25 protein-coding genes are annotated in these 22,611 nt (G+C 39.4%); all 25 read right to left on the reverse strand.

The genetic code is table 11. The features are described 5' to 3' along the window. Window positions 1-12: 12 nt before the first annotated feature. Window positions 13-825 (reverse strand): phage tail family protein, encoded by an 813-nt coding sequence (locus NAG76_22520; GenBank protein ID URN94555.1) that lies wholly within the window; start codon window positions 823-825, stop codon window positions 13-15. Then, complete coding sequence (locus NAG76_22525) at window positions 818-5,467, reverse strand: phage tail tape measure protein (protein URN94556.1); 4,650 nt, start codon at window positions 5,465-5,467, stop codon at window positions 818-820. Before NAG76_22525 ends, NAG76_22520 begins: the two co-directional genes overlap by 8 nt. A 188-nt stretch (window positions 5,468-5,655) precedes the next feature. After that, window positions 5,656-5,955 carry a hypothetical protein gene (locus NAG76_22530; GenBank protein URN94557.1) on the reverse strand — a complete coding sequence of 100 codons (300 nt, stop codon included), beginning with the start codon at window positions 5,953-5,955 and terminating at the stop codon, window positions 5,656-5,658. Between the two features lie 72 nt (window positions 5,956-6,027). Further along, entirely contained in the window at window positions 6,028-6,600 is a 573-nt protein-coding gene (locus NAG76_22535; GenBank protein URN94558.1) for a phage tail protein, read from the reverse strand. 101 nt (window positions 6,601-6,701) lie between these two features. After that, on the reverse strand, window positions 6,702-7,040 hold the full coding sequence (locus NAG76_22540; protein URN96914.1) for a DUF3168 domain-containing protein: 339 nt from the start codon (window positions 7,038-7,040) through the stop codon (window positions 6,702-6,704). A 35-nt stretch (window positions 7,041-7,075) separates the two neighbouring features. After that, on the reverse strand, window positions 7,076-7,471 hold the full coding sequence (locus NAG76_22545) for an HK97 gp10 family phage protein (protein URN94559.1): 396 nt from the start codon (window positions 7,469-7,471) through the stop codon (window positions 7,076-7,078). Continuing rightward, window positions 7,464-7,811 (reverse strand): phage head closure protein, encoded by a 348-nt coding sequence (locus NAG76_22550; protein ID URN94560.1) that lies wholly within the window; start codon window positions 7,809-7,811, stop codon window positions 7,464-7,466. Before NAG76_22550 ends, NAG76_22545 begins: the two co-directional genes overlap by 8 nt. Beyond that, window positions 7,786-8,103 carry a hypothetical protein gene (locus NAG76_22555; GenBank protein URN94561.1) on the reverse strand — a complete coding sequence of 106 codons (318 nt, stop codon included), beginning with the start codon at window positions 8,101-8,103 and terminating at the stop codon, window positions 7,786-7,788. The genes NAG76_22550 and NAG76_22555 overlap by 26 nt, the downstream gene beginning before the upstream one ends. Window positions 8,104-8,109: 6 nt before the next feature. After that, complete coding sequence (locus NAG76_22560) at window positions 8,110-8,364, reverse strand: head-tail connector protein (protein ID URN94562.1); 255 nt, start codon at window positions 8,362-8,364, stop codon at window positions 8,110-8,112. Window positions 8,365-8,386: 22 nt separating this feature from the next. Further along, window positions 8,387-9,526, reverse strand: a complete 1,140-nt coding sequence (locus NAG76_22565) for a phage major capsid protein (protein URN94563.1) — start codon at window positions 9,524-9,526, stop codon at window positions 8,387-8,389. Then, the gene (locus tag NAG76_22570) at window positions 9,519-10,283 is read right to left on the reverse strand and encodes a Clp protease ClpP (GenBank protein URN94564.1); all 765 of its coding nucleotides are present in this window, start codon (window positions 10,281-10,283) and stop codon (window positions 9,519-9,521) included. Before NAG76_22570 ends, NAG76_22565 begins: the two co-directional genes overlap by 8 nt. Window positions 10,284-10,322: 39 nt before the next feature. After that, window positions 10,323-11,543: a phage portal protein gene (locus tag NAG76_22575; GenBank protein ID URN94565.1), complete on the reverse strand. Its 1,221-nt coding sequence runs from the start codon at window positions 11,541-11,543 to the stop codon at window positions 10,323-10,325. 8 nt (window positions 11,544-11,551) lie between these two features. After that, window positions 11,552-13,267 carry a terminase large subunit gene (locus NAG76_22580; protein ID URN94566.1) on the reverse strand — a complete coding sequence of 572 codons (1,716 nt, stop codon included), beginning with the start codon at window positions 13,265-13,267 and terminating at the stop codon, window positions 11,552-11,554. Continuing rightward, complete coding sequence (locus NAG76_22585) at window positions 13,230-13,610, reverse strand: P27 family phage terminase small subunit (GenBank protein ID URN94567.1); 381 nt, start codon at window positions 13,608-13,610, stop codon at window positions 13,230-13,232. The genes NAG76_22580 and NAG76_22585 overlap by 38 nt, the downstream gene beginning before the upstream one ends. 240 nt (window positions 13,611-13,850) lie before the next feature. After that, window positions 13,851-14,174, reverse strand: a complete 324-nt coding sequence (locus NAG76_22590) for a hypothetical protein (GenBank protein ID URN94568.1) — start codon at window positions 14,172-14,174, stop codon at window positions 13,851-13,853. Between the two features lie 6 nt (window positions 14,175-14,180). After that, entirely contained in the window at window positions 14,181-14,507 is a 327-nt protein-coding gene (locus tag NAG76_22595) for an HNH endonuclease (GenBank protein URN94569.1), read from the reverse strand. A 3-nt stretch (window positions 14,508-14,510) separates the two neighbouring features. Further along, the gene (locus NAG76_22600) at window positions 14,511-14,738 is read right to left on the reverse strand and encodes a hypothetical protein (GenBank protein ID URN94570.1); all 228 of its coding nucleotides are present in this window, start codon (window positions 14,736-14,738) and stop codon (window positions 14,511-14,513) included. Beyond that, window positions 14,716-14,892, reverse strand: a complete 177-nt coding sequence (locus NAG76_22605) for a hypothetical protein (protein ID URN94571.1) — start codon at window positions 14,890-14,892, stop codon at window positions 14,716-14,718. Before NAG76_22605 ends, NAG76_22600 begins: the two co-directional genes overlap by 23 nt. Further along, window positions 14,889-15,185 carry a hypothetical protein gene (locus NAG76_22610; GenBank protein URN94572.1) on the reverse strand — a complete coding sequence of 99 codons (297 nt, stop codon included), beginning with the start codon at window positions 15,183-15,185 and terminating at the stop codon, window positions 14,889-14,891. Before NAG76_22610 ends, NAG76_22605 begins: the two co-directional genes overlap by 4 nt. 152 nt (window positions 15,186-15,337) lie before the next feature. Continuing rightward, the gene (locus NAG76_22615) at window positions 15,338-15,631 is read right to left on the reverse strand and encodes a hypothetical protein (GenBank protein ID URN94573.1); all 294 of its coding nucleotides are present in this window, start codon (window positions 15,629-15,631) and stop codon (window positions 15,338-15,340) included. A 490-nt stretch (window positions 15,632-16,121) separates the two neighbouring features. Continuing rightward, entirely contained in the window at window positions 16,122-16,562 is a 441-nt protein-coding gene (locus NAG76_22620) for a hypothetical protein (protein URN94574.1), read from the reverse strand. Window positions 16,563-17,311: 749 nt separating this feature from the next. After that, window positions 17,312-17,494 carry a helix-turn-helix transcriptional regulator gene (locus NAG76_22625; protein URN94575.1) on the reverse strand — a complete coding sequence of 61 codons (183 nt, stop codon included), beginning with the start codon at window positions 17,492-17,494 and terminating at the stop codon, window positions 17,312-17,314. Between the two features lie 145 nt (window positions 17,495-17,639). Continuing rightward, window positions 17,640-18,089, reverse strand: coding sequence for a GtrA family protein (locus tag NAG76_22630; protein URN94576.1), 450 nt, complete (start codon window positions 18,087-18,089; stop codon window positions 17,640-17,642). After that, a complete protein-coding gene (locus NAG76_22635) occupies window positions 18,082-19,077 on the reverse strand; it encodes a glycosyltransferase family 2 protein (protein URN94577.1) in 996 nt (331 codons plus the stop codon). The genes NAG76_22630 and NAG76_22635 overlap by 8 nt, the downstream gene beginning before the upstream one ends. Before the next feature lie 33 nt (window positions 19,078-19,110). Next, window positions 19,111-22,416, reverse strand: coding sequence for a phospholipid carrier-dependent glycosyltransferase (locus NAG76_22640; GenBank protein URN94578.1), 3,306 nt, complete (start codon window positions 22,414-22,416; stop codon window positions 19,111-19,113). Window positions 22,417-22,611: the final 195 nt, after the last annotated feature.

Here is a 22,611-nt window from a genome sequence, read left to right on the forward strand (position 1 = left end):
CCAACCTCCCATCTAAAAATATCTACTTTCAAAAACAAAAGACACATCAGCATTTAGCGATGTGCCATCAATTATGACTTTATTTATCCCTGGTTCTAACTCCACAAATTTACCTACCATTCCTGACAATGCGTTCATTCCGTTTTTCTTCATTGTCATTCTCTCACAGTCGATTATTAATTTCCCGTTCGTCAGAGGCTTGATGTCAAAGATAACATTATCGTTTATGGTAATAGCTACGCTAGCATAGGAGCCTGTTATCTCAATAATCGGTTTAACTATCATCGTCCCCCAATTATTGATCTCTAGTGTTGTGTTACCAGTGACTCTACGAGACCAACTATCACCCCAACGAATATCTGACGACCAAGTAATGGCAGAATCCCATATTACACTACCACTGTTTGTAAGCGACCTCGCATAAGGATCATCAACAGTGATAAGAGGTAATGTAAAGCTACCAAGACCAAACATACGCTTTGGACTCAGTGAACCGCTGTAACACACCAAGTAATACCTGTCTGGTCGAGAATCGAAAACAAGTTTAACTGTGCGCGGCTTACCATATCCATCTAGTAGTACAGATGCGATTAATTCAACTGCATCTTGAAGCTCTAAGGGATTGCGAGTGTTAACTTTGCAGTCTAAGCTAAATAATCTAGCTCCAACATCTGCCCCAAAGTAAACTACACCATTACGACCAGGTATCGACAGAAATCTATCAACTGTACTTGGTGCGATAGGTCGATCTGATTCTCTTGTCATAAGTATCTTGAGAGTACGAGCTGGTATTCCATCAAGAGTAAAACCACCATTTCTAACCACGAATACCAGCCCCTCTCATAGCAATTTGCGTCATGCCAAACAACTCTTTAGCGATTGATTTAATGTCGGTATCATTGCGAACAACTAAGTTAGCTCCTTCTAACATTCGATCAAAATTGAAGATGTTCTGTACTGGCTTAGCTGATGATGAGCTAGTAGATACACCATTAACCGCGTTAGACGAAAGCATATTCGAACTCTTAGACACATCAATAGCTGCTGATTGAATCCCTTTCGAGAAACCCTCACCAGTGAACTCGCCAAGCTTCATCATGACACGAGAAGGAGAATGAATGTCTAACGCTTTTTTAATTGAAGTAGTTACACCTGATGCAAGTGTACTAGCTGCGTTTTTCAACGGACCTTCCATAGCATTCAAACCAGTGATTAACCCTTTAATAATATCTTTCCCGATAGAAGGCATGTCCCCAGCAAGTGCATTAAACCCTTCTTTCGTACCATACCTGATTTCTTTAACTGCTTTATCGAACTCTTTTTTAACACCATCAAGATTATTAGCCGCTTCTATACGTAACTGTTCAATTTGCTTATTCGTATCTTGTCTCAGTCCAACTAGTTCATTGACTGCGATTTGTCTCGATGTCTCTGATTTTGTTTTCCATAGGTTGTTATACTTAGCAAGTTCATCGTCAGTTAGTGTGTTTAATGCTGCAATTTCAGGACCGGCTTTGGGACCCATAGCACGAAGTTCTTCAAGCAAACCTTCTTCTATACCACGAGCTGCTAACTTCTGAATTTCACTCGACCAAGTGTCAATATAGTTAACCTGTGATTCAAGATTAGAAAGCAGTTCAGTACCCGTCTTATCGCTACTAAACGTAACAAGATCAAAAAGACCCGCGAAACTACTGATTGACTTAGCTCGATCATCAACTGTTTTCTGATACGCTTCATTCAAACGTTTTTCGTCTGCTATTAATTTATCGTTGATATCTTTCGTTTTTGCTAGGTAGGTCTCTGCAGCGTTGTTTAGCTCGGTGTATATCTCTTTACGGATACGCAATACATTCTTGTCCGCTTCTTCACGTTCTGCTGTACCTTCAAGATATCGCTCTTGTACTCTCTCCCAAGCTTTCAACTCATCGGTCAACGAAAGCTCATTAGCTTCCTTCTTCTTATCAATCCACTTCTCAGATTCTTCGAATGCCTTCTTAGCTAATTCTTGTTGCTCTTTTGCAATTGCTTTGTTGGTAGCACTAATAGCTTCCGCTACTTTTCTATGTTGTTCACCAGTCTTTGCATACTTTTGATCTATCATTTCTAAAGCTTTGATGTATTGTTCATTACTTAAGTTGCCTAGTTTCTTCTCTGATGTTATAGCCGCAAAAGCTTCGTTGAATGATTTGCTAATCTGAGTTGTTTTGTTCTTAACACCTTTAGCTGCATTGTCTGCTTGAGTGACTACTTTTTTCATGATGTCATTAAACTTAGTATCAACAATATTAGCTACATCTGTTGTTGCTTTCTTAACAGAAGATCCACTTTTCTCAAGTCCAACAGCTAAACCTTGACCAGTCCATTTACCAAGCTCTGTCGTCACTTTTGAAGGGGAGTGAATGCCTAGAAAATCTTTTAAGCCATCAGGGATAAGACTTGCTATTTCCTTAACCTTGTCTTTTACATTCCCTACCATGCTTGTAATTCCACTTATCATTCCGGCCATTATGTCAATACCAATTTGTTTCATTGTGTCAGGGAAGTTTTTTAGATAATCCTTTATCTCTTCAAACTTTGTTTTTATAGAGTCTAATATTTCTTGTGTTTTAGTTTTAATACTTTCCCATATATTTTTCCAAGCATCCTTAAAATACTGATTAATGTTATCTTGCCACTTTTGAAGAGTGTTCCAGTATACTTCCCACTTTTTAAGAACTTCGCCAGTTTCCCAATTAATTAAATCGGTATGTTCTCCTGCCTTTACTTTAGCTGCGGAAAGTATCTCTTCATGCATTGATTCAGCATTTTCAACAGTCTCGTCTCGTTGGCGTTTGGCATCAGCAATTAGCCTTTCAGCTTGCTCCGCAGAAACAGAACCCACTTCATCACGTTGCCTGATGATTTCTTTTAGAATGCTATCATATTGCTGTTCTGCTGCTTCAATCGCTCCATCACGCTGAGCAATGCCGTTCTTCACAACTTCTGCAGATTGTTTAGCAGATAAAGCAGATGCATTTTGATGGATGCGCTCCATGATGATTTTTTGTTCAAGTTCACTTTCACTTAACACTCTAACGCCTGTCTCAACCATCTGTTCTTGTATAGCATTAATTTCAGTGGCTTCTAATTGCGTCAGTGATCTTCGAGCTTCGCTTGCTGCGTTCATGATTTCTGCAATTCTAGCTTGTCCGTCACTAATAACCTGTGCTCTCTCTTCGTGATTACGTTGAGTCAATTCAATGGCTTTCGCTTCTTCTTCTGCGGATAACACCGAACTATTAGCAAAGAAGCTCTGTAACATTTGAATTTGTTCTTCGTGGTCAACACGCATACCTTCAGTTATTCGGTCGCCCATTTTATTAAAAGTACTGACCATTTGATTTGCCATGTCTGAAGTAACAACTTTATTAGTCAATGACATTTCAGTTAGTGCTTCGGATGCTGAATCACTTAAATCAAGAAACGAACCAACGGCTTCCTGTGTACTTTCAGATACTTCATCTGAAAATCTTTCAATTTCAGGTATCGCATCTTTTTTAAGATGTTTATACAACATAATGCCGCCTGCTGTTAAAGCAGCAATAGCAGCAACTGCTATACCTATCGGACCAGTGGCAACAGCAATGACAGAACCCATTACAGCAGCAGCACCGCCAGCTGTAGCGATAGCACCAGCCGCAGCGCTAGCAACAGTAACAATGGAACCGATTGACGATACTAAAGTTCCCACAACAATTAGCACAGGTCCTATCGCTGCAGCAATACCAGCAATAACAAGGATCACTTGTTGCATAGATTCATCTAACGCTGCAAACTTCTCGATCCATGGTTTTATCGATTCAACTACTTTCATTATTGCTGGAATAATAATGTTACCGAGTGTGATTCCTAAGTCAGTCATCGTGTTCTTAAACATCGCTAGTTGAGATTCAGTCGTCGCATAACGTTGAGCAACTTCGTTTTGAAGTGCGGTGTTTTCTTTCCAAGCAGTATTCGAAATATCGATGCTCTCTGCAAATAATTCATTCGCTCCACCAGCACGAAGTAAGCTGTCTCGCAATCTAATCTCTGAAATGCCCATTTCTTCGAGCATGTTAATCGCTGATTCACCTGAAGCTTCTGCATTGCCTAAACCGTCAATAAACTTACCTAAAGCGCCAACAGCATCTTTTTCAAAGGCAGTCTTGAACTCATCGCTAGTCATTCCTGCAATTTTCGAGAAGTTACCAAGATCCACACCAGCATCAATGATATTTTTCAATTCTTGTTTTGTCATGCCGAGTGATTGAGCTAAGTCTGCAAAGTCCATACCGGCATTCGATGCCATTAACTGCATATCGCGTAATGACATACCTGTGTCGCTTACAACTTGTTGTACCTTTGTCATACCTGTTGAGGCGGCAACTTGCATGTTTACCATAACGCGAGACATTGCGCTACCGCCCATTTCCGCTTCAATACCAACGGATGATAAAGCAGCGGCTAAACCAAGGATGTCAGCTTCGCTCATACCGACCTGTGAACCAGCACCAGCAAGGCGCATGGCCATCGAGGTAATGTCTCCTTCTGTAGTTGCAAAGTTGTTGCCTAGAGCAACGATAGATGAGCCAAGGTTACTAAACTCTGTTTGTGGCATTTTAGTAATGTTCGCTAACCTTGCAAGCTCAGTAGCTGCTTGTTCAGAAGACATTGTAGTTGCTTCACCTAGACCAATCATGACCTCTGTAAAGCTAAGTATGTTATCTGTCTTGATACCTAGTTGACCCGCAGCTTCACCAACCAATGCGATCTCCGCTGCACTTGCAGGCATCTCTTTTGACATGTCTCGAACGCCTTGTTCCAGTACAGCAAATTGTTCTTCTGTTGCATCGACTGTTTTTCTAATACCAGCAAATGCAGATTCAAAGTCAATAGCTGACTTTACTGACAATGTACCAAGTGCGACGATTGGCGCTGTGACCTTCATTGATAAATCTTTACCAACGTCAGTCATCTTGCCCCCAACCTCTTTAAGCTTGTCTCCTGCCTTGTACAGAGATGTCTCTAAGTTCTTCCACGATTGCTCAGCATTTGATATCTTCGCTGGCTGGTTAGCTAGTTGGGTATTGACATCTTTAAGCTCGCCCTCAAGGTTGTTGTAAACAGTCTGAGCCTTGTTCAGCTCAGTTGCTAAACGTGTAGTCTCTGTTGCATCAAGCCCTTTTTTCTCAGCCGACTCTTGAAAGGATTCATTCAATTTATTAATTTTCTGTTGTTGAAGATCCATTTGTTGACCAAGCGCTTCAGACTTAGCTTTAAGTTGGTCTTCAGTAGCTCCGTATGTCTTTAATGATGATGCTGTCTTATCAAACTCTGACTTTACAAGCTTCATCTGTCTATCAATCTCAGCCATCGATTTGCTCAAACCAGTGTCATCAAAGCTTATTCGAGCGACGAGGTTTCCAACTTCTATGTTGTCTGCCAATTGTTATTCACCCCCATCCTAGAGGAATCCAACTTCATCAATTGGAACTAATTTTTCTTTCTTCGTATGGCCAATCAATTCAAAATAAAAAAGCATGTCCATTGCATCAATCTCAGGCAATGTCATCCCTTGGTTCATAAGCGTTATATAAATGTCTTTGACGCTGTCATAAGGATCAGCGTCAGGGTCTAGTTTGGGTCCGTACTATCATTCGATTTCGAAACACCACTAGTTACACCGCTGATACAATTCACAATTACCTCAATCAATTTGTCAGAAGCAACACCATCATAAAACTGATCAGTTGTGAATTGTTTTTCAAACAAATCAACAACGAACGATACAAGGCTATCTAACGTTTCTTCTGTAACTTCACCTTTCAGTATTGTTTGCATAGCGATTGTACGTCTGAACATACGACCGCTAATAAATTCTTGAACGTAATCCTTATTGGTTCCTTCAGCAATTCTTAGAGTTACTTTGATCATGTAATTTCCCCATTTCATAGAATGTTTTTGATACAAAAAAAGGCGGCATAATCGCCGCCTTAACTGTGTTAACTAGACTATTGGTGTACCGTCATACACTTTTGTGAACCAATTTGTAATAAGTGCAGGAGGAATGCTATCGTCATCGCTATCAAATCGTGCTCTCCAATCACCAGTTGTATCATTCGGCACGAACGTGCCTGTGATAGTTGGAGTTTGGAATGAAGGAGAATCTTCTTTCGTGCTGTATTCTTCCTCAGAAGGAGTGAACTTGCCTTTGAACAACCAGTAGTAGCGGTACTGGCCGTTTGACTTGCGGCTACGGAATCCGATTGCAACATAAGGTGGGTTGTCGTCTTTGTTGTCGATTAACACGCCGTTTTCATCAAGCTTGTTGCCTAATAAGTCCTTCAACTGCTCTGCTGTAAGATCCTTTACATTAATCTCAACTTCAACTGCACCCATTGATGTAGCTACTTCCGCAGCAGCATCATCAGCGAATAAAGTCTCACTGTTAACTTCTGGTGAAATACTTGCCGAAATAGCACCAGGGATTGGTTTTGGAGTTGCGTATGTTTCTGTCACCTCATCGGTCATAATCGCATAGTGCAACTTATCTAAACCAATACGTACACCTTTACCCATAAATAAAACCTCCAATTATTGCGCTCAACAACGCAATTTTCTAATTTTTCGCAACAAAAAAAGCACTCGGAATGAGTGCTTTTTAATATATTTTGTGAAGACTATTCCTCAAAACTAGCTCGATATCTCAATGCCTTGTGAAATATCTTTGTGTCTTCTTCATATAAGTCAGCTCCGGTTGTTCGTGACCACCCTTGGGCCTTCATGACTCTATCAACTTCTTTGCTGATAGCAGATGTACTAGCTTTGCTCCAAACGTCAATTTGTATAGAAATGTCCGATGCATAAGCTTCATCATCTGCAAACTCAGAATCTTCGTTGATTACCTCAAAAAAGGTGATTCGAGGAAATGCGTCAGCGTATGGAGCTGTTAATTGATACACTTTTGGATTGTTGTCTTTGTCCTTGCCAACGAGATGAGATAAGGCTGGATCATTAATTAATACAGTTCTGACAAGTGTTTTTATATCCGTTCTTATGACCTCAACCCCTTTCTAATCACACTAGCGAGGATTTGCAATGCAACAGTCTTCGTATCATTGAAGCCCGGCTCAATGTATGGAGAGGCGCTTTGATTACTGGTGCCAAACTCAGGAAAGTGCGCTCTCCATGCAACCTTTTTATTAGGTCCTACCAAAACATACTTAACTCCGTCTTTTTTCTTAACATTGCTTACAACGATGTTGTCTTGAAGGTGGTATCTACGACTAAAAGATGAGCGCGCTGCATGACCTTTCATAGCTTCTGCCATCGGTTTACCCGCTTCTCGCAACGCTTTACTTTCGACACTTTTAACAGCTTGTTCACCACGCTGTCGCAAGCCTTTCAATAGGTTGTCAATGCCTGTTAGTTCGAAGTTGGTTTTAGCCATTCTCGATCAACTCCGCAATGATATGTGTTTGAGTATGATCACCATAATAGTCATCAAGTACACCGCGAATATTGTATGTTTGATTATCTCGCAGATCAATCAACCTCATATCTGACAACATTCCTGTTCGATAACGGATTCTGTACTTAACTGATTTCTGAGCATTCACTGCTGATGCTTCGAAAAACTCCTTAACAGTAAGTGGTTTTCGATCTGCCCAAATAGTAATTACATCGATCCAAGCTTCAGTTGAAATCCCTTCGTCATCTATCGTTGCACCGAAACGCTGAATAGTAATTCTTCGATCGTATTCACTAGGATTCGTCGGCTTGTTTGCCAATATCATCACCGTCAATTTTTAGTGCTTCTAGTGCTTCTAGTGCTTCTAGTGCTTTTAGTGCCTTATCCTTGCCACGAACTTTTTCACCATTAGGCAATTCATAGTAACCACCGCCAAGGTTAATTAGTTGGCCATCATCTGAAGTGTCATTTCCATCCACAGGCTCAATATACCCTTTCTCGACTAATTGGTCTGCTCGTTCATCGTTAGGTGGTATATGTGATTCTCCCACCTTACAATGCCGCAGGTTGTCAAAGCGATCAAGGAACTCTTTAATAACAATATAGTTCATTCCATTTCACCCCGTTTTCATTTGTAAAATAACAGATTCGAGAGAGAAGCTTAATTTTTCAACACTTGCTGCTGGATTGCGATTCTCGTAATTAAGGGCAACTAATAGCATGACAGCTAATTTGTACTTAGCTTTTTCTTTTGCTTCTTCAGGAACACCAGCATCAAGCAAATATTCTTTCGCTGCATCAATTAGAAGAGCGAGGATAGTATCATCCTCGCTCCCATCAATTCGCAAATATGTCTTTATTTCTTCAAGCATCTCGCACACCTCCTAGTGGTTACTAAGGAGTTTCAACAACTTTAGCGATACGGAATGCCGATTTTAACTTGATTTTGTGATCTAACCAAGCAGTCAAAACGAACAACTCAACGCCAGTTTTTACATCTTTATCACGGTCATAAAGAACAGATGGATCGTAGTTGAAGTGTGAATAGCGGAAGTCACCAATAATTGGATCAGTAGCAGAGTCACAGAATTCAACTGGTTTCCCAAGAACTTGTTCGGGTTGAGCACCATAAAGCGTAGCATTTCCGTTAGCTAGTAATTCAATAATGTCAAGGTAATCAGAATATGTCATAACGATCTTCGCATTTTCACGGAAATCTTCATGTAATGCTGCAATAGCTTTCTTGATAGCTTGGTACTTGTTTGTACCGTTCACTACTGCAATTGCGTTTTGAGTTGAATAGAAACTCATGTGTTCCTCGCCAACTTTTGGAGTAACAGAAAAAGCAACTTTCTTCTCTTTTGCTGCAAGACCGCTTTGTAACGCTTGATCAACTGTTTGAACAAGATTTGTGTCAGTAGCAGCTAGGACAGTTTCAGAGAGCGGTACAAAAACCTTGAACTTAAAGCGACCGAAAGTAACAACATCGCCTTCTGCTTCAATTTCATTAGCTGTTGCTGTGTCAGCGATAAAATCATCATCATCAAGCGTGAATGAGATTTTTGGAATCTCTAGATTTGTTACGCTAGTTACTGTAGACACTTCGCGTAGTGGATTTTTAACAAATGGCTCATGTAGAAGTTCAGTTGTCATTGTAGATGGGAGAATCTTTTCTCCACCAGTCGCATTATTGTCGCCTAGCGCGGCCTTTACTTCTTGTGGTACTGATTTACCAGCAATAACATTACGTACTAAAGATGCTTTTGCGGATACAACTTTTGATTTACCGTCTGTAGCAGTAGCGACAGGGCTTTGTTGTAAACTATCTAATTGTTCTTTCTCTACTTTATCGTGCTCAGCCTTCAACACATCGTAACGAGCTTGTAGTTGTGTCTCTTTTGTTTCTGCGGCTTTAATATCCTCAATAGATGCGTTTAGATCAGAAGCTAGACGTACTTTGTCTTGCTTTGCTGCTTGTAATGCGTTACCAAAAGTAAGAAGCTCATTTTTTAATTCGAATAGGTTTTTAGACATTATTTTTAACCCCTTTCAGGTCGTTAGTTAGATTTTGTAATTCAAAATTTGTTTGAGCGATAATTGCTTGTCGTTGTTCTTGTGTAAAACCAGTTGCAATAGGCTCTTGTGGCTCGTTTTTAAGCATAGCTTGAAGTGATTCAGGTACGTTTTTGTACTGTGCGAACAACTCTTTGCTGATTGATGCAGCAACTTGATTAGCTCCTACTATTTCTGTACACAAACCATAGTCATAAGCTTCTTGAGCTGTTAACCAAGTATCAGTAGTCAAAAGTGTTGATAATGTTTCAGCATCAAGCTTGTCTCCTGCTTTTTCAAGGTATGTTTGACTAAATGAACCTGTGGCTTTATCTAGCAAATCAGCTAATTGTCTATGTTCAACAGACGTACCACCACCATCAGCAGATGCACCATGAATCATCATCATTGCATTAGATGGCATAATGATTTCATCTCCAGCCATAGCAATAACAGATGATATTGAAGCAGCTAAACCGTCAATGTATACTCTTTTGTAAGCCTTATGACGTTTCAACATGCTGTGAATTGCCATGCCTTCAAATACGTTACCGCCTGGCGAATTGATATAGATGTTCAGTGTTTGAATGTTTCCTAAGTAGTCAAGCTCATCTTTGAAGCTCTTAGCTGAGTGCGCTTGATAACCACCGCCCCATGACTCGATTTGAATATACAAATACAAATCTGCTTCCGTTTGACTTTGAGCCTTAAACTCCCAATACTTTTTCCCTTGTGTCATTTTCTTTTCTCACCCCCTTCACAGCTTAATAAGATTTCTCTAACCACCAGTTTTACGTGATTTTCGCTCTGAAACAGGTGTATTTAGTGGGTACAAGTCACCACTGATGTACAATTGATTTCCACCAGGTTCAGGCGGTAATTCCTCATACGCTCTAACCTCATTAGGTTTGAACCACGCAGAGCGAATGCCTTTGAAATAAAACTCACCGCGCGTCTTTTGATCCCCACGTAAAAAAGCCCCAACGTTGAACTTGAAGTACAGTCCACTTTGGCGCTCTTGCATGGTTATTAACTTGCGGTTGAATTCCTGCTCATAGTGCCGGATAATCGGCAGCAATGTGTAGGTTACATACTCAAGGCTCATTTGCTCTTGGCTACTATAACTAGCTCCATCCGTCTCACCAAGCATCGAAGAAGGCATATTAAACACTGTGGCAACCCTCGAACGTGTGATCTTCTCAACTTCAAAGACTTTTGTGTCAAGGAAATCACGTTCTATTGGAGTTATTGTTGTTCCTGACTCTTGAATCAATACACCGCCATTGTCTTGGTAGAACTGCCTAAAGTTGTTGATAATCTCTGTTTTTTTATCTTCTGATAAGTGCGTATCGTACTTGAGTATAAAAGAAGCGTTGATAGAACCTTCCATAGATTCGAGTGAGAAACGCCTAACTTGCTTGTCGAACTCAATTGTATTGCTAAGCACATCAATAGGGCTTATGCCTTTATATCCATTTTGGCTAGTGTGAATGTGCTTTACATGCACCATATCGAGATTATGGACATAGTACGTACCTTTATCACCCAATACTTGATACCATAACTCGCCTGTTGAAGCTTCTACAATTGGTTCTACCCTTGTGGGGTCTAATACAGCAATTTGCTCAAGTTGATAGCGTGCTCCGTAAATCTTTATTGCATATCCATTTCCGTAAGTATTACGATGCACCTCAAGCGTCCTAATCCAGTCAAAGCTAGTCATATTGTTGTTAGGTGAATTTGCTACCTTATCGGCTACAGGATGGCTGTAAATAGGTTCAAACTCCTTATAGAGCTTAACAGGCATAGTTGCAACTGAGTTAGAAAGTCTTGAAATAGCAGCAAATATCGTTTCATTACTGGCTAGTTTACCGCCAGCGCGCCACAGGAAACGACTTTTTCCACCACTGAACCACTTCGAGAAGTCGCCTGATGTGGTTTGCTGATATTTATTACTGATTACTCCCCATGCGACTTTTAGACGCTGTCCTAGTTTCATGTTTGTTTTCACCTCCCTTTCAGGCTCTTAACAGAAATAACCTCAACCCTTCCAGTAGGCTGAGGTACAGACATGAGTTTTAACGTTTCGGTGTGTGCGTTGAGCCAAGCAGCAAAACCATCTATTTTGCGGTATCTTGATTGCTTTGTAGGCAGCCAGTTACCGTTGCGATCCTCTACTAACTTGACGTTGTTTAGATACCAGCGGAATAGTCGATTTTTATTGAACACCACTTTTCCGTCAAGTAGCATCTCTTTTATGTCCTTCAATGGTGCATTAAGCGTTAAGTGACCTTGTCTTACTGGCTCACAGTTAAAACCGTATGATTTAAGGTCCTCAACTAAGCGATAAGCATTGGCAGGGTCATAGGTGATTTTTCGTATTTGGTATTCATTAGCTCTAGCAATAAACCAATCGTAAAGGTACGTATAATCTACATAATCACCTTTGATGATGGTCAGCCAACCCTCTTTCACCCATTCGTCATAAGGTATCTTCTCATTGTCCATATCAACTTTTTTCTGTGGAATCCAAGAATGAGACCGCACAAAAACACGTCCATCGTCCAATGTGAATTCAAGACAAGCACTCGTAAAGTCTTCACTTTGAGAAAGGTCAAACCCACCGATTGCAACCTTTCCTTTTAGTTCATCAAGCAGAATTGACTTATCATTCTTCTTAATGACTTCAAAATCGATAAATGATTGCTCATCTGACTGCACAAATCGATTGAGACGTTTAGTAATGAAGTCATTGCGCTCAGCCGGTATGTGTTGACGACTTTCCCACTCTTCAATTAGCGTCTCTAGCTTAAGTGTCACACCTAAGCTCGGATTAGCTTTGATCCAGTTTTTAGGATCGTTGATATCATCCTCAGGATCTAACTCGGCCATAAAGTAGAAGGAGCGCTCATCAGGGATAACACCGTTAAGCACATCCGCGCCTTTTTCATAATAATCCATTAATGGACCATCCAATTGATAACCGGCAGTTGTAATGTAAATGATCATCGGCTGAGAACGTGCGCCTGTACTGTTCTTTATTACGTTGATAAGCTTGTACGTTTTGTATTCGTGGATCTCATCAAATACGGCGAACGATGCATTCTTACCATCAAGTTTCTTGCTATCTGTAGCAAGGGGCATGATCTTAGAGTTAGAACGGCCATAACGTATTTCATGCAAGGTTGTTTCAAAGTGGCGGTCTAATAAGGTTGATGCCTTAACCATCGCCTTACACTCGTCAAACAACTCTCTAGCCTGTTCTTTTGAGTTGGCAAGTTGGAAAACCCTAGCCCCATTCTCATTATCTTTCGATGCTGCAAAGAGAGACAAACCACTTATGAGGGTTGTTTTTCCGTTTTTCCGACCAACATATATTAAAGCTTCTTTGAAGCGCCTGACCCCACTTTTAGCATGTACCCAGCCGTACATCGAACCTATGACAAAGTGTTGCCAATCTTGCAACTTAAGCTCATCATAATCACCTTGCGATGGTTTACAAAATCGCTCAATATATTCAACTGGCCTATAGCCCTTCTTTTCATCAAATACCCAAGTGAACGAGCCTTTGCCTTGTCGTTTCAAGTCATTCAAATGTCTTTGACATGCTAGGTAAACTTTTTTAGATGTGATGATTAATCCAGCAACAACAGCATGAGCATACTGCGTTGTCCGCAATTTCGAGTCAGAAGTTTTCGAAGTCGTCGCCTTTGTCTTTGTCATCCCCATCACCACTTTTCACAAGCCCAGCAACTTTTCTATCCGATGCAGGGGTAAGCTTCAATTCAGCCTGGAGCTTACGTTGCTGCTCGACTATTTTAATAACTTTGTCAACAGACTTGTTATCGCGCCACATTTCCTGCGAACCGTTTTTAAAGTACTCTACAGATCCACGTTTTTTTATGTCAGCAATGTGAGCTCGTTTTAGCTGTTCTAGCAACACAATGTTGTCAACTAACATTAAGGTTCGCTCACTTAGATTTCCATCGATCTCTAACTCATTAACTAAGGTTGTAAACATCTGTTTAGCAATCGAGCTGGTAATATCACGCTTAGGTTTGAACATTGAACCCCCCCTCTCATATGAAAAATTGGTCTGCGCTGTAAACGATTGTGGACGCCGGTCCTGCCACGCCCACCATACCAACTTTTAAGGCAGGGGGGGAGTCTCTTCACTGGCTCGTTAGACTTATGACAGCCACTAGAGTTCAAACGTCTCTAACAGCCTTTAAAACGCTTTAAAGCGCACACCAAATAAGCAACCGCCGCCGCGCCCACTATTATCTGATTAACTCATGCGTATTTGTTACTCTTCTATATGAATATTAAGTTTTTTGTCTTCTCCATACTCTGCTAATTCTTCATGACTAAATGAAGGTCCTTGATCCGTATACAATTCGAATTTGTGTACTTCAGGTCTTTCGAATCCTTTTATTAATACTTCATTCGTATCTTTCTTGTAATACTTCAACAGTACCTTGTGTAGACCTGATGAAATACTATCTTTGGTTTCCCAATTATACTCAATCAATTGCTTACCTTCGATCTTCTCACCATTTAGATATACTTCAGGTACACTATCCAAGTCATGGATACGTAATTCAAACAAAGGAGCTTTAACTTCACTCATCTTATTTCACCACCATTCTTCATTAGCCTTTGATACTACAACATTAACTCTTCTCTTCTTCCTTGCATCTTTCTTCTGTCCTCCACCCTTCTCAGGATGTTCTTTGTTGTGACAGCTTGGACATATACTCTCTAGGTTGTCTGTATCTAGTGCAAGATCAGGATAGTCTAATCTAGCCTTGATATGATGTACTGTATTAGCTGGAGTAAGTGCCTGATCTCTCAAGCATGTTTGACATAAGTAGTTGTCTCTCAATAGTACGTATGCTCTACACTTTAACCAGGCTGTACTCTTGTAGAATGGATCTACTTTCTTTGCCCATATCTTAGCCATATGCTAACATTTCACTCCACTAACATAAGGCTCGTTACAACTTGCTAGAAGTTCGACTTCTAAGTTAGTCCAATATCTTTCCTCATACATAGTTGTCCCAAATGGACTGTGAGCATCTTCTTTAAAAGCCTTACTAGCTAATGATCTTGCCTGTTCCTCATTAAGAGCTACTACTGTTACAAATACTGGTCCATCACCGTTAAATCCGTTATATACTTCGTATAGATTCATTTAATTCACTCCACTCCGTATGCAGTTCATCATTACGTGCCATTTGCTTTGGTACATCATCCCTTACTGATTGAACATTGATACAATAGAACATTGTGAGCATTACTGCTGCTATAGCTTTGGTTGATCTCTGTTGTTTCTTTGTGATTTTCATTTACAGTCACCTCGATAATTACTAATCGCCTTATCAACTGAATCCTTACCCCAATCAGCACTGTCATACCATTCAACAGCTTTCCACACTTTGTTCATTCTTTCAGATATGGTGTTAGCTCTTAACTTCGCTTGTTGTATGATCAACTTTAACTCATATGTTTCCTTAGCAGCATCTTCATGTCCAAGTTCAATTAATCTGTTACTCATCTGCTCTAAAGTATTAATTGCTCCATATTCAAATAACTGCTCATCTCTAGTGATGCAAAGATAATTGTAACTACCTCCACTCATTACTCATCACTCTCCACACGCATTATAGGACCACTGCACTTTTCACAACTCCTACCATCAATCTTATATGCCTTATCTGTCATTTGATGTTTGCATACCATGCACTCAAAGGTGATTACTTTGTTTAGACTGCTCATTTTCTAATCTCCTCCTTATGGATTCTGATATATGTTGTATGGACTATATGTATCAAATACGCTGAATGGGTTTCTATTGTATAGATCAGCTGGTGTTCCAGTGTTGCCACTCGTCTTTTCTTCAATGTTAGCTCCTGCATTGTTATGAACTTTGATACTAACAGTGTGTCTATCACTATCTAATAACTGCAAAAGCAATACTATCCACGTAATGATTAACATCGCTAGTGTAGAAAGTGACCATATCACCTTTAACGCACTCAGTTTCTCCTGTTTATTTTCATATAATTTAGGTTTATCACAGCTCACTATAACCTCTCCTTTTCAGCACATACGTTCTGTTTATAGACAACAAAAAAAGCCACTCTATTGAGCAGCTCTTGTATAACGAATATGTGGTTAACGTATATTTTCTAACGAATGTTATATCTCCTACTTTAGAGCACGTATGAAACAGCGACGTGTTTAAAAGATTTAGACCTTGAGGGGCACACCTTTCCCCCTCAAACTCCCCTTTTCCAATTTCGCATGCGCTATAAATTGGTGTGTATTTTTAAAAATATGTTTATATGATATCGTAGATATAAGAGGAACTTAAAAAACTGTACTTTGTCACTTGAGTGCTATAAAGGGATAAGAGCATTATAACGATAATAAAAAAAGTCGTCAAAAGCGATATTCACCCATATTTGACCATATTCAGCCATTAAGGTGAAATCACATGCTTTTGATCTCCAGTATTCTCACGTTATCTCGCGTTTAACCGAACATCAGTTCCCCGATTATCTCGTGAATACTCTTATTTTGTAGAGAATGCCTGATGATTTTCAGATTCTTTCATGATGTTAATTCTATTTTCATGAAAGTCTTTTTGAATATCATTATACTCATTAAACCACTCTTCATATAAATCTTCACTATACCATTGTGAGGCTAAAGACATATTAATTTTAACATCTAAAACTGAGAGTCTTGTAAGATTACGATAATACAGTCTATATAACGTACTGTATTTTAAGAGAGAATCAAAAGCGATTGATGCAGTTAATATAGCAGAAGCCACTAACGCAATTCCACTCAAACCAAATCCAGCGAAGATTGTAACAAGCGAAGAAAGCACAATCGTAGATCCTCTTAAAAAAAAACCTCTTTTCTTAAAGTAATCCATTTTTTTCTTATTCATCTCTAAGCTTGCACCAACTATAGTTCTCAAAACTTCCATTTGATTCACTAAATCCATATCCTTATCCCCTTTCGTTGATTAAGTTAATCATATCAAAAAAGGAAAGTTTGTCCAATTGCGTGGGCAAGGAATCGAACCTTACATGATATAGGGTAGGCGTGGACTGGACGCCTCGTTTTACTGCTATGGGTAGATGTACCGCCATGCGGCTGCTTTCCATCTCTATTCGACCTACGCATACTACTTACCAAGCCCCGAATAGTTCCCCTATATCTGATTACCGATCACCTTTCGGCTCCACGCACATTATAAATTAAACCGCTACTTTTCTTGGGTAGTAGCTAACCCCTACGATCTGCACCTTTACGATGCGGTCAACATCGCCTAACATGTGCCAGTAGTCAGCACACGACATCTAGCTCACACTAAATGCGGAGGATAGCACTTGTTCCCACAAGCAGGAGCAGAGTAACAAAAAAGGACCTCATAAGAGATCCTCGGATAAGCAATATGTGTCTCGTAGTTGTGTTAACAGTGAAGTGATGCCCTCACCTCGCTTATGTTGTTCGTGATGCTACGAGACATAGAGAAAAGGCGCTAGACTTGTCTGCTATTATTCAATGGACATTTACCTCGTCCCAATCAGACCTCAAGCCTAACACCTTATGCAAAACGGTTCCTTTCACTAGTTATTATCGACTATATCTAGCTCCTAACCGTTTATCTCTATGTTATAACTATAACCTATGAAAGACCTAATGGTTTATAGGTTTATCGAAAGATTAGCAAAACATTTTCGAATAATATTAGAGAAATTCGATGTGTGTTTCAAAACGCATAACATTGGAGATGTGGTTCCTCACGGTTTTCTCACTGATGAAAAGTTGCTGAGCGATGTCTCTTGTTGTTTTGTCCTGAACCAGTAATTCAAATACTTCTCGCTCGCGATTCGTTAGTAAAAATTTGCTCTTGTGGTCGTTTCCCTTCAATGTGTTTCACCCCTCCTTGCCAGGGTTTTGTGTAATACCAAGGTCAAGGGATACAGTCAACATATCATATGTTATTACCTAGGGGTTGGTGACCTAAGTTTTAAAAATAGGCGTCATAATTATTCTGAATTTCAATGTCACATTATTATTGCTTGAATACCCACTTCTTACTACCGAGAAACTGGATAACAAGGATAACTACTGTAACGACTAATTTACTAATTAAAGCGTGCCAATGCATGTACTCGACGACAGCGTAGATTAGCGCACTTGATAATAGCAACATCAAACCATTCCATACTATAAACCTTGTTATACGTTTTATTGCAATATTTTGATCATTTCCTCTTTTATCTTTAAAAGTAATCGAATTATTCCAAAGGTAACTATTCAACATCCCTACAGCATAAGCCACTATATTTGCAATAACATAATGTAGTGACGTCTGAATAAGTAGCCAAAACATAATAAAGTCTACTGCCGTATTACTAATGCCAATTATCCCGAATATAACAAACTGCTTCATAGACTTTTTACTAATTAGCTCAGAATCCTTATTCGACTCCTGAATTGCAGCTTGTTCTTTATCATTCATCTTGCTCACGTTTCTCCATTATTCGATTCCCAGTTGACTCTGCTACATTCTCTTGTGATACGACTTCTCGAACGATATATAATGGTCGATTTTTGGATTCATCGTAAATTCGCCCGATATATTCTCCGATAACCCCTAGCAAGATTAAAATGATCCCGTTAAATAATAAATTAAGCGCGATAATACTTGCCCATCCTGCTTCTGTTGATTCCGTGAAGATACGTTGATATAGAACTACAAGCAAATAAACAAAACTAAATAGAGAGATTAAGAAGCCCACATAAGTAGCAATTCGCAAAGGCTTGTACGAGAATGAAGTGATCGCATCTAACGCAAAGCTGATCATACGTTTCAATGGGTATTTCGTAACTCCAGCGAAACGCTCTTCTCTAACGAATTCTACACTAGTCTGCTTGAAGCCAACCCAGCTAATCAATCCACGAACAAATCGATTTTTTTCCTTCAAACTTTTTAGAACATCACACACTTTTCGATCTATTAAGCGGAAATCTCCGGTATCGGTTGGAACTTCTACATTCGTCATCATTCTTAATATACGATAAAACATCTTAGCTGTAGTCTTCTTAAACCAAGTTTCACCTTTACGTTTAATGCGTTTGCCGTAGACTACTTCATATCCTTGCTTCCACTTTTCAATCATCCTTAACATCACTTCAGGAGGATCTTGAAGGTCAGCGTCGATAATAATAATCGCCTGACCATTCGCATAATCCATCCCAGCAGTAATAGCAATCTGATGACCAAAATTCCGAGAAAAATCAATCAATACAACTTCATCATGTATATTAGCTAGTTCAGATATGATCGCTGCAGAAGCATCTTTACTCCCGTCATTGACGAAGATTAATTCGTAACTTTCATTCGTTTGTTTCATTACTTCCGTAAGTCGTTCAAATGTTGTCGTTATTACTTCTTCTTCGTTGTACATAGGCACAATAATACTGTACATAACTGATCGAGTAGACATGCTATATCTCCAATCTATATCGTAACTTAATAACTAAAATAACCAAGAAGGGAACCATCTCAAATAATCATTAACAAACTGCTCTGAAACAACCGCACCTGATAATGCGGGATAGAACAATATGAATAGGAAGATCGCAATAGCTATAATGACATTTCTGCCGATCTTACGCATTCTATTCTTCTCTTCAATATATTTAGCAATATACATAATACTTAAAACGATGAATGGCACCATCGCAAAATAATGATAAAGGAATGTTTCCCGCGGCACTAACATCCAAGGAATGTATTGCGAACCATATGCAATAAATAACATCATCGCCATATACTCTTTTTTGCGGATGCTAATAAAGATTGTAGCGATCATTGCAAATATGCCGCTCCACCAAATAATTGGGTTTCCTAAAGCTACAATGGTAGAACGTAATCCTGTCGCTATTTCACTGTCTACATAATACCATACAGGTCGCTTCATAAATGGCCACTCCCACCAAGTTGAGGAGAATGGATGAGAAGAAACAAGATTGCTATGGTAATTGTACATATTGACTTGATAATCTACTAATGCTTGCCATGTATATCCCGAAGGCAATGCTGTCAGTACTGGAATGTTCGACAACGCATAAATTAGCGCCGGCACTCCAATATAGAATAAGATACAAATCAATAGTGTATACACCGTGTAAGGAACAAACTTCTGCTTCATCGTTGTTAGTTGTGCGATATATTCAACTTTCAGATTTTTACCTTCTTCGAGTAGTAACTTTGCAGCACGATATTGTTGGTATCTACGCCATAATACGATGGCTAGCATTATTGCTAGTCCTGCCCCACCATATAATACAATCCATTTCGATGCCACTCCGAGTCCAAAGCATAATCCGGCTAAACCTAATGGTATCCAAGTAGATCGGAGCCGTTCTCGATAGAAATTAAGTGTTGCATACTGATTCATAAAGAAGAACATCAACATAATAAAGAATACGGCATAAACATCAATGGTTGCTATTCTTGTCTGCGTAAAGTGCATAAAGTCTACGGCTAGTAATATGATCGCCCCTGCTGCATATACGGTTTTCCTTAAAATAGCTTTCGCCATGAAGTATATGACCGGAAGCATCAGCACGCCAAACAATGTCCCCATAAATCTCCAACCGAAAGGACCAAAGCCAAATAGCTGAATGCCTAGAGCGATAAGTATTTTCCCTAAAGGAGGATGTGTACTTTCATAGGCTTGAATTCCTTCGATATTCTCATACGCAGTACGAGCATGGTATACTTCATCAAAGTAGCTACCGTGCTTATACGTATGATGATATTGTGATAGCTGTTGCTCATCAATTAAGTGAGATGCCTTCGAATCACTATTCGTATTTTCGATTATAGTCATTGGAGCTGGCTCTTGAGAACCTTGAACATATACGCCTAACTCATGTAAACGGAATCCTAGTTTCGTAGCTGTAAGTTTTACATAAGTTACATCTTGCATAATATTTTCTTCATGCCAAGCAAAAACCGCCACGTGATCGTGGGTGACAACAACTTCATTGGACCATTGACCTAACTCATTAGCAAATGAATAACTATATTCACCGCTACCTACTCCACCAAAGCTTGTAATTCGTTCAATCGGCTGAGAAGTCCCTAGATCAAATATAACGGACTCACCTACGACAGTCGGTTCCCACACTGTTTTAGGAGACTTCATATCCCCAAGATTAATAAAAGCAATAATCCCATAGATTAATGTTACTATTGCAACAATAATCCAGTCTTTCCGCTTCATACCGATATCGTACCAGCGACGCGGTGGCTGTATTTCATCCGTATCCAGCACATCTGAAGTTACGATTTCAGCAGCATGTTGTAATTTTAATTGTGCATCACGTGCATCAACATTCAATGTTCGCTTCTTGATAAATAGATCAACTCCAATATATAGCATATAAATAAGTAATATGACATTACCTGCTGCACTAAGAATAGCTACCCCATCATTAGGAACAAACGTAGTCATTGGACTAAATGCCAATGCATCATATAAATTCAATGTATTTGTAATGGTGAAGCCATAGACCAGATGCAACAGTCTCCGATCCTGATGCTGAACGAATGCCATAATTAGTAAAACAATAATGACAAACATATATCGTTCATGCATTTTAGTGACAAGAATAAATACAATTCCAATTAACGAAGCTGCGATGAAATATAGCTGTTCGAGTTTCACTTTACTTCGCAGTCCGAGCCAGCCAGCATAAAACACTGCTAACGCTATTCCGACATATCCCCAGATTTCCAATGTAATACCTAACATTTTCTCATCTAGTTCAATCCAATTATAACCAAACAATGAGTAAAGATTAAAGGCATTTAAGCTACCATAAGCATACGAGGATAGAGTTCCCTTATAAAGATCTATTAACTGATTTAACCCGTCTCCCTTTAAAAATAGCGGAAGAGCTAACAATAAAAATGTTCCAAAACCATAGGCAGCACTAATCATTACATTTTTCCAACTGCGTCCATACCATAGTGCTAATAGAACAATTGGCATAAAGATAAACGCTTGTGGTTTAATAAGCGCCGCAATGGCAAAAGTTACAGAAGCAGCAGCAATTCTTTTATCCATAAAGAACGCAATACTTATGACTAGTACTAATGCAAAGATAGAATCTACTTGTCCCCATACTGCACCGTCTATCAGTACAACAGGATTAAACCAATATATAAGCATAAGCCCCAGGGATATCGGCATCGACAGCTTTTTATTTGCTAATTTGAAAATTAATAAGGAAGCTATAACATCTGCAATAATAGCAGGCAACTTATAAAGAATGAGGAATCCCATACTTCCGTAGTCGATATTTAATAAATCACCTAACCATGCGACAATGTAAAGTACATAGATATAGCCAGGAGGGTAATCAACAAAGAAATCTCCATGATAGAACTCAAGCATACCAGCTGAGTATGCGTAATTTCCCCAATAGTGAAATAATGCGAGGTCATTAACATAACCGCTATTCGTAGCTGCAAGCCACAATCGAATGGCTAGCCCTATTAGAATGCTAGTCCAAATTAGCGGCGTCTTTTTCAATATAAACTTTTTCTCTAATAACTTATGATCACGAAACCATATTTGATGAACTACTGCACTCATAATACAAAATAGACCAATAGCTATCAATGGTTTCAATATGGATATTTTAGGATCTGCTTCTGCTTCCGCTGCAAAGACAGGCGTAGCAACAAACAAACCGAAACCGATTAAAGAAATTAACAATAACAATCGAACCCATGAATGGTTAGTGAAATTCATTCGCAAATCAGACATCTGAATTACTCCTTTTCATCTCATTTTGCTACATACACTATACCATGTTTTGTCATCTGATAAAAACAATAGGCGTAGGGATATACTTTTTCAAAAGCATTCCTACGCCTACCCTATAGATGTTGTTCAAAAAACAGACTTTGATAACGATGTTTAGCTTCGTTAGGTTATTCGGCTTCAAATATGAAGCGAACT

The organism is Candidatus Pristimantibacillus lignocellulolyticus (assembly GCA_023639215.1).
In the GTDB taxonomy this organism is placed as follows: Bacteria; Bacillota; Bacilli; order Paenibacillales; family Paenibacillaceae; genus Pristimantibacillus; species Pristimantibacillus lignocellulolyticus.

Bases quoted from the DNA above. Each gene is read 5' to 3' on its own strand.
- NAG76_22530 (URN94557.1), bottom strand. From the start codon at position 5,955: ATGATCAAAGTAACTCTAAGAATTGCTGAAGGAACCAATAAGGATTAC.
- NAG76_22535 (URN94558.1), bottom strand. From the start codon at position 6,600: ATGGGTAAAGGTGTACGTATTGGTTTAGATAAGTTGCACTATGCGATT.
- NAG76_22545 (URN94559.1), bottom strand. From the start codon at position 7,471: ATGGCTAAAACCAACTTCGAACTAACAGGCATTGACAACCTATTGAAA.
- NAG76_22555 (URN94561.1), bottom strand. From the start codon at position 8,103: ATGAACTATATTGTTATTAAAGAGTTCCTTGATCGCTTTGACAACCTG.
- NAG76_22560 (URN94562.1), bottom strand. From the start codon at position 8,364: ATGCTTGAAGAAATAAAGACATATTTGCGAATTGATGGGAGCGAGGAT.
- NAG76_22565 (URN94563.1), bottom strand. From the start codon at position 9,526: ATGTCTAAAAACCTATTCGAATTAAAAAATGAGCTTCTTACTTTTGGT.
- NAG76_22570 (URN94564.1), bottom strand. From the start codon at position 10,283: ATGACACAAGGGAAAAAGTATTGGGAGTTTAAGGCTCAAAGTCAAACG.
- NAG76_22575 (URN94565.1), bottom strand. From the start codon at position 11,543: ATGAAACTAGGACAGCGTCTAAAAGTCGCATGGGGAGTAATCAGTAAT.
- NAG76_22580 (URN94566.1), bottom strand. From the start codon at position 13,267: ATGACAAAGACAAAGGCGACGACTTCGAAAACTTCTGACTCGAAATTG.
- NAG76_22585 (URN94567.1), bottom strand. From the start codon at position 13,610: ATGTTCAAACCTAAGCGTGATATTACCAGCTCGATTGCTAAACAGATG.
- NAG76_22590 (URN94568.1), bottom strand. From the start codon at position 14,174: ATGAGTGAAGTTAAAGCTCCTTTGTTTGAATTACGTATCCATGACTTG.
- NAG76_22595 (URN94569.1), bottom strand. From the start codon at position 14,507: ATGGCTAAGATATGGGCAAAGAAAGTAGATCCATTCTACAAGAGTACA.
- NAG76_22600 (URN94570.1), bottom strand. From the start codon at position 14,738: ATGAATCTATACGAAGTATATAACGGATTTAACGGTGATGGACCAGTA.
- NAG76_22605 (URN94571.1), bottom strand. From the start codon at position 14,892: ATGAAAATCACAAAGAAACAACAGAGATCAACCAAAGCTATAGCAGCA.
- NAG76_22610 (URN94572.1), bottom strand. From the start codon at position 15,185: ATGAGTGGAGGTAGTTACAATTATCTTTGCATCACTAGAGATGAGCAG.
- NAG76_22620 (URN94574.1), bottom strand. From the start codon at position 16,562: ATGGATTTAGTGAATCAAATGGAAGTTTTGAGAACTATAGTTGGTGCA.
- NAG76_22630 (URN94576.1), bottom strand. From the start codon at position 18,089: ATGAATGATAAAGAACAAGCTGCAATTCAGGAGTCGAATAAGGATTCT.
- NAG76_22635 (URN94577.1), bottom strand. From the start codon at position 19,077: ATGTCTACTCGATCAGTTATGTACAGTATTATTGTGCCTATGTACAAC.
- NAG76_22640 (URN94578.1), bottom strand. From the start codon at position 22,416: ATGTCTGATTTGCGAATGAATTTCACTAACCATTCATGGGTTCGATTG.